This window comes from Actinoplanes sp. NPDC051851, from assembly GCF_040681165.1.
In the GTDB taxonomy this organism is placed as follows: domain Bacteria; phylum Actinomycetota; class Actinomycetes; order Mycobacteriales; family Micromonosporaceae; genus Actinoplanes.
In genome coordinates, this window is the sequence record NZ_JBFAYF010000064.1 from 38,730 (window position 1) to 50,191 (window position 11,462).

Annotated in this window: 9 protein-coding genes; 7 read left to right on the plus strand and 2 right to left on the minus strand. The window is 71.6% G+C overall.

What is annotated here, in order from left to right:
• The first annotated feature begins 50 nt into the window (after window positions 1-50).
• The 4 genes from AB0M08_RS39115 to ilvC all read left to right on the plus strand — a co-directional run bounded on the left by AB0M08_RS39115 (window position 51) and on the right by ilvC (window position 5,948).
• Window positions 51-2,396 carry a bifunctional diguanylate cyclase/phosphodiesterase gene (locus AB0M08_RS39115; protein ID WP_364505013.1) on the plus strand — a complete coding sequence of 782 codons (2,346 nt, stop codon included), beginning with the start codon at window positions 51-53 and terminating at the stop codon, window positions 2,394-2,396.
• Between the two features lie 160 nt (window positions 2,397-2,556).
• A complete protein-coding gene (locus AB0M08_RS39120; protein WP_364505015.1) occupies window positions 2,557-4,386 on the plus strand; it encodes an acetolactate synthase large subunit in 1,830 nt (609 codons plus the stop codon).
• Window positions 4,386-4,904, plus strand: coding sequence for an acetolactate synthase small subunit (gene ilvN, locus AB0M08_RS39125; RefSeq protein WP_093618977.1), 519 nt, complete (start codon window positions 4,386-4,388; stop codon window positions 4,902-4,904). Before AB0M08_RS39120 ends, ilvN begins: the two co-directional genes overlap by 1 nt.
• A 30-nt stretch (window positions 4,905-4,934) precedes the next feature.
• Window positions 4,935-5,948, plus strand: coding sequence for a ketol-acid reductoisomerase (gene ilvC / locus AB0M08_RS39130; protein ID WP_364505017.1), 1,014 nt, complete (start codon window positions 4,935-4,937; stop codon window positions 5,946-5,948).
• A 76-nt stretch (window positions 5,949-6,024) separates the two neighbouring features.
• On the opposite strand, the gene AB0M08_RS39135 is transcribed toward ilvC, so the two are convergent.
• A complete protein-coding gene (locus tag AB0M08_RS39135) occupies window positions 6,025-6,612 on the minus strand; it encodes a TetR/AcrR family transcriptional regulator (protein ID WP_364505019.1) in 588 nt (195 codons plus the stop codon).
• Window positions 6,613-6,753: 141 nt separating this feature from the next.
• Here AB0M08_RS39135 and serA point away from each other — a divergent pair, with 141 nt between their 5' ends.
• Window positions 6,754-8,343, plus strand: a complete 1,590-nt coding sequence (gene serA / locus AB0M08_RS39140; protein ID WP_364505021.1) for a phosphoglycerate dehydrogenase — start codon at window positions 6,754-6,756, stop codon at window positions 8,341-8,343.
• A gap of 71 nt (window positions 8,344-8,414) precedes the next feature.
• Here serA and AB0M08_RS39145 read toward each other — a convergent pair whose 3' ends face one another.
• Window positions 8,415-8,765: a hypothetical protein gene (locus AB0M08_RS39145; RefSeq protein ID WP_364505023.1), complete on the minus strand. Its 351-nt coding sequence runs from the start codon at window positions 8,763-8,765 to the stop codon at window positions 8,415-8,417.
• Window positions 8,766-9,124: 359 nt separating this feature from the next.
• On the opposite strand from AB0M08_RS39145, the gene AB0M08_RS39150 reads away from it, so the two are divergent.
• Both AB0M08_RS39150 and AB0M08_RS39155 read left to right on the plus strand, forming a co-directional pair.
• Entirely contained in the window at window positions 9,125-10,150 is a 1,026-nt protein-coding gene (locus AB0M08_RS39150; protein ID WP_364505031.1) for a 3-isopropylmalate dehydrogenase, read from the plus strand.
• Between the two features lie 129 nt (window positions 10,151-10,279).
• Window positions 10,280-11,377: a branched-chain amino acid aminotransferase gene (locus AB0M08_RS39155; RefSeq protein ID WP_364505025.1), complete on the plus strand. Its 1,098-nt coding sequence runs from the start codon at window positions 10,280-10,282 to the stop codon at window positions 11,375-11,377.
• Window positions 11,378-11,462: the final 85 nt, after the last annotated feature.

Here is an 11,462-nt window from a genome sequence, read left to right on the forward strand (position 1 = left end):
TCGGGACACCGGGGGGTGCGGAAATCCGGAAGATCCGGCACAGTGTGTCCGTGCACTCACCGTCCGGTATGGAGCTGGCGGGCCTCGCGGGCCTGCTCGCCGCCGTGCCGGCCGTGGCGTTCCTCGGGCAGTCCGGCCGCCGGCACACCGGGGCGGCCCGCCGGGCGCATCTGCTGCTCGCCGCCGGTGGCGCGACCGCCACCGGCGCGGCCCTGGCCGGATGCGCGTCCGCGCTGCTCAGCATGCAGGAGATGCACTCCCAGTCGCTCGCCACGCTGGTCGCGATCGGGATGGGGATCGGCACGATGACCCTGCTGGCCGGCACGGTGGCGCTGCCCGGCGCCGCGCGCGGTCCGGCCGCCGCGGTCCGGCACGTGCTGGACGGTCTGGTGATCGCCGCCGCGATCTTCTTCGTCGGCTGGGTGCTGATCGCCCACCCGACCCACCTGCTCGGCGGCGCCACGCCGAACGAGTGCCCGGCCGTGCTGATCCCGGCGATCCTCGCGGTGCTGGCGCTCGGCCTGACCGGGGTGCTCGGCCTGCACGCGCACCGGCCCCGGCGGCACACCGTCCGGGTGGGCGCCGGGGTGAGTGTGATGGCGATCGCGGCGACCGGCATCTCCGGCGGGATCTGCCGGCAGCGCGACGGGCTCGTCCTCTCCGCGGTGCTGCTGCTCAGCGCGGGCCTGATCCTGGTCGCCTGGGCGGTCCGCGCCGCCGACCGGCCGGTCCGGATCAGCGGCGACGTGCTGGAGCGCGGCGGGGCGTACGCGGTGGTCCCGATGCTGGGCATCCTCGCCGCGCTGGGCTATCACCTCTCCGCCGGCGGGACGATGGACGCGTACGGGTACTTCGGCCTCAGCGTCGAGGGCCTGGCCCTGGTCGCCCGGCAGTATCTGGCGCTCGACGACGTCCGGCGGTACACCGTGCGCCTGCGGCAGAGCGAGGCGCACTTCCGCGACCTGGCGCACACCGATCCGCTGACCGGCCTGGCCAACCGCCGCGGCCTCCAGGTGGCGCTGCGGGAACGCCCGGACCGGGCCGCCCTGATCGGCGTCGACATGGACGGCTTCAAGACCGTCAACGACCTGCGCGGGCACGACGTGGGCGACGCGGTGCTCGCCGAGGTCGGCGCCCGCCTGCAGCGCAACCTGCTGGACGGTGACGTGGCGGCCCGGCTCGGCGGCGACGAGTTCGCGGTGCTGATGCGCGGCGACGCGGACGAGGCGGTGCTGGCGGCGCACCGGCTGCTCGCGGTGCTCGGGGAGCCGTACGAGGTCGACGGCGGCCAGATCTTCCTCTCCGCCAGCGTCGGGGTGGCCTCCACCGGCGAGCTGCTGCACGACGCCGACCTGGCCCTGCGGTACGCGAAGCAGCGCGGCAAGAACCGCGTCGAGCGGTACGACACCGGCTACGACGAGCTGCTGCGCCGCCGCGGCACGCTCACCGGCGAGCTGCGGCACGCGATCGAGCGCGACCAGCTGCGCCTGGTGTTCCAGCCGGTGGTGGCGCTCCCCTCGACCCGGCTGGTCGGCGGCGAGGCGCTGCTCCGCTGGACGCACCCGGAGCTCGGTGCGGTCCGGCCGGACGAGTTCATCCCGGTCGCCGAGGAGTCCGGCCTGATCGACCGGATCGGCGCGTGGGTGCTGGAGAACGCCTGCCGGCAGCTGGCCGCCTGGCTCGCCGACGGGCACGACATCTGGCTCTCGGTGAACGTGTCGCCGAAGGAGCTGCACAACGCCGACTACGCCGGGCGGGTCGCGGACGTGCTGGCGGAGTACGGCGTACCGGCGCAGCGCCTGGTCCTGGAGGTCACCGAGCACGCCGTCGCCACCGACATGGACGAGCTGGTCCGCCGGCTGGCCGAGCTGCGCGAGACCGGGGTCCGGATCGCGCTGGACGACTTCGGCGCCGGGTACTCGTCGCTGACCCAGCTGCGTACCCTCCCGGTCGACATCCTCAAGATCGACCACGCGCTGGTCGCCGAGCCCGAGTCCCGGACCGGCACGGCGGCCCCGCTGGTCGACGTGGTGGTCCGGCTCGGCCACCGGCTCGGGCTGGAGGTGCTCGCCGAGGGGATCGGCACCCCGGCGCAGCGGGACGTCGTCGAGGAGGCGGGCTGCCGGCTCGGGCAGGGCTCGCTCTTCGGCTGGGGCGTGCCGGCCGAGCACTTCGAGTCGCGGCTCAAGTCGTCCCGCTCGCACGTGTCGCGGGCGTTGCCGGCACCGCGTACGAGTCCGCCGAAAGACGCGACCGCGCGTAGCCAGATGGTTAGGCTCGGACCTGGGATCAGGCAGCTCAGAGCGTTGCTGCCGACGGATCCGGAGTTCGTAGCCCCGGGTGACGATCAAAATGTGGGATCAGTTGACTCAGGCCGTGAGATGGGGCAAGGTTAGCCGCATGTGCTTCGCGTCCCGAGTACTTATCTGAGCGCACCATCCCGATGAGGGGTGAGTGCGCTAGGTCCCGTGCATACGCACGAGGGCCTTTTTTGTTGCTCAAAGACTGGGCTGATTCAAGTACCGCCGGATGCCAACCCGAAAAGGTCTAACTGCCATGACGAGACCCACGCCAGAAACCCTCGCCCATCGAGCCACTCCGGCCACCGTCGCGGCGGCCGCGAACACCGCTCCGGCCGTCACGGCACCGGTAGCCACGACGGGTGCCGGCGCGCTCGTCCGGTCCCTCGAGGCGCTCGGCGTTGAGGTCGCGTTCGGCATCCCGGGCGGTGCGATCCTCCCGGCGTACGACCCGCTCTTCGACTCCACGGTCCGCCACATCCTGGTCCGGCACGAGCAGGGCGCCGGTCACGCCGCCACCGGGTACGCGCAGGCCACCGGCAAGGTCGGCGTCTGCATCGCGACCAGTGGCCCGGGCGCGACCAACCTGGTCACCCCGATCGCGGACGCGTACATGGACTCGGTCCCGATCGTCGCGATCACCGGTCAGGTGGCCCGCCCGGCGATCGGCACCGACGCCTTCCAGGAGGCGGACATCCAGGGCATCACCCTGCCGATCACCAAGCACAACTTCCTCGTCCAGACCGCCGAGGAGCTGCCCCGGATCCTGGCCGAGGCGTTCCACCTGGCGCTCACCGGCCGTCCCGGCCCGGTCCTGGTCGACATCCCCAAGGACGTGCTCCAGGCGCAGACCACCTTCCAGTGGCCGCCGACCCTGGACCTGCCCGGCTACCGCCCGACCCTGCACCCGCACGGCAAGCAGATCCGCGAGGCGGCCCGGCTGATCGCCGCGGCCAAGCGCCCGGTCCTGTACGTCGGCGGCGGCGTGCTCAAGGCCGCGGCCACCGACGGGCTGCGCAAGCTGGCCGAGCTCACCGGCATCCCGGTGATCACCACGCTGATGGGCATCGGCGCGTTCCCCGACTCGCACCCGCAGCACCTGGGCATGCCCGGCATGCACGGCACCGTCCCCGCGGTCTACGCGCTGCAGAAGTCGGACCTGCTGGTCACCCTCGGCGCCCGCTTCGACGACCGGGTCACCGGCAAGCTGGACTCGTTCGCGCCGGACGCCAAGGTGGTGCACGCCGACATCGACCCGGCCGAGATCGGCAAGAACCGGCACGCGGACGTCCCGATCGTCGGCGACGCCCGGCACGTGATCGACGAGCTGATCGCCGCGGTCTCCGCCACGGCCGGCGGCGTCGAGCAGTACGCGCCGTGGTGGAACACCCTGAACGAGCTGCGCGAGCGCTACCCGCTGGGCTACGAGGAGCCGACCGACGGCACGCTCGCCCCGCAGTACGTGATCGAGCGGATCGGCGCGCTGGTCGGCCCGGACGCGATCTACTGCGCCGGCGTGGGCCAGCACCAGATGTGGGCCTCCCAGTTCATCAAGTTCGAGAAGCCGGGCACCTGGCTCAACTCGGGCGGCGCCGGCACGATGGGCTACGCCGTCCCGGCCGCGATGGGCGCCAAGGTCGGACGGCCGGAGACCCCGGTCTGGGCGATCGACGGCGACGGCTGCTTCCAGATGACCAACCAGGAGCTGGCCACCTGCGCGCTGGAGGGCATCCCGGTCAAGATCGCCGTGATCAACAACGGCAACCTGGGCATGGTCCGGCAGTGGCAGACGCTCTTCTACGACGGCCGCTACTCCAACACCGAGCTGGGCACCCACAAGCACCGGATCCCGGACTTCGTGAAGCTGGCCGAGGCGCTGGGCTGCGTCGGCCTGCGCTGCGAGTCGAAGGACGACGTCGACAAGGTCATCCAGCAGGCCATGGAGATCAACGACGCGCCGGTGGTGATCGACTTCACCGTCGGCAAGGACGCCATGGTCTGGCCGATGGTCCCGGCCGGCACCAGCAACGACGAGATCCTGTTCGCCCGGGACGTGCGCCCGACCTTCGACGAGGACGACCTCTGATGACGAACAAGCACACGCTGAGCGTGCTGGTCGAGAACAAGCCCGGCGTGCTGGCCCGGGTCAGTGGGCTGTTCTCCCGGCGCAGCTTCAACATCGATTCCCTGGCGGTCGGCGAGACGGAGAACCCGGACGTCAGCCGCATCACGATCGTGGTCAACGCGGACTCCTCCCCGCTGGAGCAGGTCACCAAGCAGCTCAACAAGCTGGTGAACGTCCTCAAGATCGTGGAGCTGGACCCGTCCCAGTCGGTCCAGCGCGAACTCCTGCTGGTCAAGGTGCGTGCCGATCGGGCGCAGCGTGGCCAGGTGCTGGAGACCGTCGAGCTGTTCCGGGCGCGAGTGATCGACGTCGCTCCGGACACCCTGACGATCGAGGCCACCGGTAATCCCGACAAACTGGATGCGTTGCTGCGCGACCTCGAGCCGTACGGCATCAAGGAGATGGTCCAGTCGGGCCTCGTGGCCATCGGCCGCGGATCCCGCTCCATCACCACGGGCCCGGCGTTACGCGCCGCCTGACACCGAGCAAGACGAGAGAAGAAGGAAGTCATGACCGCCGAAGTTTTCTACGACGACGACGCCGACCTGTCGATCATCCAGGGCAAGAAGGTCGCCGTCATCGGCTACGGCAGCCAGGGCCACGCGCACTCGCTGTCGCTGCGTGACTCGGGTGTCGAGGTCGTCGTCGGTCTGCAGGAGGGCTCCAAGAGCCGTCCGAAGGCCGAGGAGCAGGGCCTGACCGTGAAGACCCCGGCCGAGGCCGCCGCGTGGGCTGACGTGATCATGGTGCTCGCGCCGGACACCGCGCAGCGCAAGATCTACGCCGAGTCGATCGAGCCGAACCTGACCGCCGGCAAGGCGCTCTTCTTCGGTCACGGCCTGAACATCCGCTTCGAGCTGATCAAGCCCCCGGCCGACGTCACCATCGCCATGGTCGCCCCGAAGGGCCCGGGCCACCTGGTCCGCCGCCAGTACGTGGACGGCAAGGGCGTCCCGGCCCTGATCGCGATCGAGCAGGACCCGACCGGCGAGGGCCAGGCGCTCGCTCTCTCCTACGCGAAGGCGATCGGCGGCACCCGTGCCGGCGTCATCAAGACCACCTTCAAGGAAGAGACCGAGACGGACCTCTTCGGCGAGCAGGCCGTCCTCTGCGGTGGCGCGTCCGCGCTCGTGCAGACCGGCTTCGAGGTGCTGACCGAGGCGGGCTACGCCCCCGAGATCGCCTACTTCGAGTGCCTGCACGAGCTCAAGCTGATCGTCGACCTCATGTACGAGGGCGGCATCGCGCGCCAGCGCTACAGCGTCTCGGACACCGCCGAGTTCGGCGACTACGTCTCCGGCCCGCGCGTGATCAACGCGTCGGTCAAGGAGGAGATGAAGAAGATCCTCGCCGACATCCAGTCCGGCGAGTTCACCCGTCGCCTGATCGCGGACGACGACGCCGGCGCGCCGGAGCTCAAGAAGTTCCGCGAGGAGGCCGCCAAGCACCCGATCGAGATCACCGGTGCGAAGCTGCGCGGCATGATGAGCTGGGTGGACCGGCCCATCACCGAGACCGCCTGAGATTCGCCGGCGTTCCGCCGCACGACATGCCCGGCCGGACTTCCGGCCGGGCATTCTCATGGGCGGCGAACGCCCGTCAGCCGTCCAGCGCGATCTGTTCGCAGCGCCGGACACTGCGCCGGACCGACGCCCGGTCGAGCCCGAGCAGGGCGGTGAGCCAGATGCCGTTCTGGATGACGTCGACGTCGGCGGCGCGCCGCCGGGCCTCCGCGCGGGTCACGCCGGGCCGGGCCGCCTGGATGAGCGTGGCGAGCCCCGACCGGTAGCGCTTCTGCGCCGTCGTGTTGATCTCCGCGAACTCCGGATGCGCCTGCGCCAGGGACCAGAGCTGCAGCCGCAGGGCGAGGTATTCGGTCGTCAGGTACTCCCGGTCGGCGACGCGGCGCAGGGCGCTCCGGAGCCGCTCGACCGGCGGCGCCGACTCCTCGGGCGCGACGATGGCGATGTCCTGCTCCTCGATGTGCCGCAGCGCCGCGGCGATCAGGCCCATCTTGTCCGAGTAGTAGTAGTTGACCAGCCCGAGCGACACCCCCGCCTCGGTGGCGACGGCGCGCATGCTCACCCCGGCGATGCCCTTGTCACCCAGCAGGGCGAGGACGGCCGTCAGGATCTGCCGTTCCTTGTCCGGTTTCGGCCCGCCGGGGGATGGTTCTTCACCGCTCACGCTCGTGAGGGTAGTGGGCTGCGCCGCGTGCCCTCGGAGCCGCCGCCCGGTCAGCGGTTCCCGCCGGACGGTCTTCTCATCGGGCGTGGCGAGGTCATAGATTCGAGCGTGTCAATGTCGGTGCTTCTGGATGGAGGGCCCATGGCTTCCGTCGTCCTGGTAACCGAGGAGCTGGCTCCGGCCGCGCTCGCCGTACTGCGGGCCGGTCACACCGTCGAGCACGTGGACGGCACCGACCGTCCCGCGCTCCTGGCGGCGCTGGCCGGTGTCGACGCGGTGATCGTCCGCAGCGCCACCCGGATCGACGCCGAGGCGCTGGCCGCCGCGCCACGCCTGCGGGTGGTGGCCCGCGCCGGGGTGGGCCTGGACAACGTCGACATCCCGGCCGCGACCGCCCGCGGCGTCCTGGTGGTCAACGCGCCGACCAGCAACATCGTCTCGGCGGCGGAGCAGGCGGTGGCCCTGCTGCTGGCGGTGGCGCGGCACACCGCGAGCGCGAGCGCGGCGCTCAAGGCGGGCGCCTGGCGGCGCTCCGCCTACACGGGCGTGGAGATCGCGGGCAAGACCGTGGGGGTGGTCGGTCTCGGCCGGATCGGCGTCCTCTTCGCGCAGCGCATGGCGGCCTTCGGGGTACGGCTGGTCGCGTACGACCCGTACGTGCAGCCCGCCCGGGCGGCGCAACTCGGCGTCCGGCTGGTGAGCCTGGAGGAGTTGCTCGCCGAGAGCGACTTCGTCTCGGTGCACCTGCCGCGTACCCCGGAGACGGTCGGCCTGATCGGCGAGAAGGAACTGGCGGCGGTCAAACCCGGGGTCCGGATCGTGAACGCGGCCCGCGGCGGCCTGGTCGACGAACGCGCCCTCGCCGAGGCACTCGCCGACGGGCGGGTGGCCGGCGCGGGGCTGGACGTCTACGAGACCGAGCCGCTCACCGCGTCGCCGCTCTTCGCGTTCGACACCGTGGTGGCCACCCCGCACCTGGGCGCCTCCACGGTCGAGGCGCAGGACAAGGCGGGCCTCGCGGTGGCGCAGAGCGTCGACCTGGCGCTGCGCGGCGAGTTCGTCCCCGAGGCGGTCAACGTCCGCGACGGCGGCGCGGTCGACGAGGACGTACGCCCGCTCCTGCCGCTCGCCGAGCGCCTCGGCCGGGTCTTCACCGCGGTGGCCGGCGGCGTGGCGGCGAACGTGACCGTGGAGGTCCGTGGTGCCGCCGCCGGGCACGACGTCTCGGTGCTCCGGCTCGCCACCACGAAGGGCCTCTTCGCCCCCGTGGTGGTCGAGCGGGTGACGTACGTGAACGCGCCCCAGCTCGCCGCGGACCGGGGCGTCGAGGTCGCGCTCGAGACCGCCGAGGAGACCGGTGACCATCCCAGCCTGATCACCGTCCGCGGCGCCCTGCCCGACGGACGGACCGTCGCGGTCGCCGGGACCGGTGCGGTCGCCGGCGCCGGGGCCAAGCTGGTCGAGGTCGACGGGTTCGAGCTCGACCAGCCGGCCGACGGCGTGCTGCTCTTCTTCCGGTACACGGACCGCCCCGGCGTGGTGGGCCTGCTCGGCACCACCCTCGGCCGGGCCGGCGTCAACATCGCGGCGATGCAGGTGGCCCGCCGGGCGGCCGGCGGCGAGGCGCTGATGACCCTGACCGTCGACTCGTCGGTCGAGCCGGACCTGCTGACCGCCCTGGCCGCCGAGATCGGCTCGGCCCGGGCGGCCGTCGTGGACCTGCGGAACTGAAGGCGCCCGTTCCGGCAGGCCGGCCGGGCCGCGCACCGTGCTCGGCGGCCCTGTCGGAACGGGCGCTCTCGTCAGAATCCGCGATAGACCGTCCCGTCCTGCAGATCGAGCAGGTCGAGGTTGAGCTCGGAGGCCAGCCGTTCGATGGTCTCCAGGACCACGTCCGGGCAGTTCTCGTCGAGCCGCATCTGGATATGGTCGGCGGCGGCGTGCAGGGGTGCGCTCGCCCAGGGCGAGCCGGGGGCCGCGGCGTGTGGGCCGCGATCGGGGTATTGGCTGGTCAGGGCATCATAGAAGGCGACGACACGGGGATCGGCCGGGCGCTGCGGGTGGATACCCTCCGCGCACCGGGTATTGGCTTCGCGCACGGCGTCCGGCGCGGCCGTCCGGTCCATGGCCCACACCACAAGGTCGAAACTCACCGGCGCATGGTGCCATCACCGCAGCGTTCGTGTGAGAACCCGTGGGCCGACACGCGGGGGCGTGTCTTGCGCGTCTTAAGTCCGCATCGCTAGCGTTGTCCCTGCCGCGCGTCTTGAGACGGGCCCGTCTTCGGGTGACGGAGTCCGTCATGAGCCGAGCGGTGACAATTTGGGCGGGACCGAGCCACGCGTACTCGTCGCAACAGCCCCCGTGACCGTTTGCCGCGGTCCGGGGGCTGTTGGCGTCCGGGGTCCCCTGCTCGCCGTTTCATTTCGTGAGACCGCCGTTCCGGTTGTCGGGACATCGGGCTACGGTGGGCTGGGTTGTTTCTCATTTCTCGAGGGAGTTCGACGTGAGCGTGGCGCGGATCGCGGTGGTGGCCGGCGACGGCATCGGGACCGAGGTGACCGCGCAGGCCCGCAAGGTGATCGACGCCGTCCTCCCCGGGGTGGAGTACGACGAGTACGACCTGGGCGCCCGCCTCTACAACCGGACCGGCGAGGTGCTGCCCCAGGCGATCGAGGACGAGCTGGCCGGTCACGACGCCATCCTGCTCGGCGCGATCGGCGACCCGAGCGTCCCGCCGGGCGTGCTCGAGCGCGGCCTGCTGCTGAAGCTCCGCTTCGACTTCGACCAGTACGTGAACCTGCGCCCGTCGAAGCTCTGGCCCGGCACCACCAGCCCCCTCGCGGGCGTGAAGCCCGGCGAGATCGACATGGTCGTGGTCCGCGAGGGCACCGAGGGCCTCTACGTCGGCGCCGGCGGCGTCCTGCACCGGGACACCCCCGCCGAGATCGCCACCGAGGAGAGCCTGAACACCCGGCACGGCGTCGAGCGGGTCGTCCGCGACGCCTTCGCCCGCGCCCAGCGCCGCGACCGGCGCCACGTCACCCTGGTACACAAGACCAACGTGCTCACCCACGCGGGCAGCCTGTGGTCCCGGACCTTCGCCGCGGTCGCGGCCGAGTTCCCCGAGGTGACCACCGAGTACCAGCACATCGACGCGGCCAGCATGTTCATGGTCAGCAACCCGCAGCGCTTCGACGTGGTCGTCACCGACAACCTCTTCGGCGACATCCTCACCGACATCGCCGCGGCCGTCACCGGCGGCATCGGCATGGCGGCCAGCGGCTCGGTCAACCCGGAGCGCACGTACCCGTCGACCTTCGAGCCGGTGCACGGCTCCGCACCGGACATCGCCGGCCAGGGCATCGCCGACCCGGCGGCCGCCATCCTCTCCGGCGCCCTGCTGCTGGAGCACCTCGGCCGGCACGACGAGGCAGCGCGAGTGACCGAGGCGGTCGCGGCCGAGGTCGCGTCCCGTACGCCGGGCGCGCCGCTGCGTACCGCCGAGGTCGGCGACCGGGTCGCCGCCGCCGTCTGAGCGCCGTTCTCGTACCCTCCTCCATGCCCCGGCGGTCGTTGCTTTAACGACCGTTCGGGGTAGATTTCATGGGCGCACCACGGGTGCCCCTCGCATGCCTATCTTTCTGTGAAAGCAGGTCTCCTTGTCATGAGCGGTGGTGACAGCCTCGAATTCGAGATCCGTCCGAACCCGGTACCCGTAGGCGACGCCGAGCGCGCCGCCCTGCTGGCCAACCCCGGCTTCGGCCGCATCTTCACCGACCACATGGTCACCGTGCGCTACGCCGACGGCAAAGGCTGGTACGAGCCCCGCGTCGAGGCCCGCGCGCCGATCCCGATGGACCCGGCCGCCGCGGTGCTGCACTACGCGCAGGAGATCTTCGAGGGGCTGAAGGCGTACACGCTGCCCGACGGCGGCGTCGCGATGTTCCGCCCGGACGCGAACGCGGCCCGCTTCGCCCAGTCCGCCCAGCGGATGGCGATGCCCCAGCTCCCCGAGGAGCTCTTCCTCACATCCCTCCACGAGATCATCTCGATCGACCGGAAGTGGATCCCGGAAGGCGAGGAGGGCAGCCTCTACCTGCGCCCGTTCGCGTACGCCAGCGAGGTCTTCCTCGGTGTCCGCCCCGCGATGGAGTACCTCTACCTGGTCATCGCGTCCCCGGTCGGGCCGTACTTCTCCGGTGGCGTCAAGCCGGTCTCGGTCTGGGTCACCCCGGACTACACCCGCGCGGCCCCCGGCGGCACCGGCGCGGCCAAGTGCGGCGGCAACTACGCGGCCGGGCTCTCCGCGCAGGCCGAGGCGATCGAGCACGGCTGCGACCAGGTCGTGTACCTGGACGCGATCGAGCGCAAGTACGTCGACGAGCTCGGCGGCATGAACGTCTTCCTGGTCCTCGACGACGGCAGCCTGGTCACCCCGCCGCTGACCGGTACCATCCTCCCGGGCATCACCCGCGACTCGGTGATCAAGCTCGCCGAGCGCGCGGGCCGTACCGTCACCGAGCGCCCGATCAGCCTGGCCGAGTGGCGCGAGGGTTCCGCCTCCGGCCGCGTCCGCGAGGCCTTCGCGTGCGGCACGGCGGCCGTCGTCACCCCGATCGGCACGATCAAGGGCCTCGACGGCGAGTTCACCGTTGCGGACGGCGGCCCGGGCGAGGTCACCATGTCCCTCCGCAAGGAACTGGTCGACATCCAGCGCGGCCGTTCCGCCGATCCCTTCAACTGGGTTCATCGGGTGCTCTGAGGGGCCGGTGCTCGGTCACCCCTGGACGGTTGGGGCGGTGGGTGGGCATGCAGGGCGGTGAAGCGATTATGCCCTGCATGCCCAC

Coding starts and splice junctions, on each gene's coding strand:
- ilvN (WP_093618977.1), top strand. CDS start 4,386: ATGACGAACAAGCACACGCTGAGCGTGCTGGTCGAGAACAAGCCCGGC.
- serA (WP_364505021.1), top strand. CDS start 6,754: ATGGCTTCCGTCGTCCTGGTAACCGAGGAGCTGGCTCCGGCCGCGCTC.
- AB0M08_RS39155 (WP_364505025.1), top strand. CDS start 10,280: ATGAGCGGTGGTGACAGCCTCGAATTCGAGATCCGTCCGAACCCGGTA.
- ilvC (WP_364505017.1), top strand. CDS start 4,935: ATGACCGCCGAAGTTTTCTACGACGACGACGCCGACCTGTCGATCATC.
- AB0M08_RS39120 (WP_364505015.1), top strand. CDS start 2,557: ATGACGAGACCCACGCCAGAAACCCTCGCCCATCGAGCCACTCCGGCC.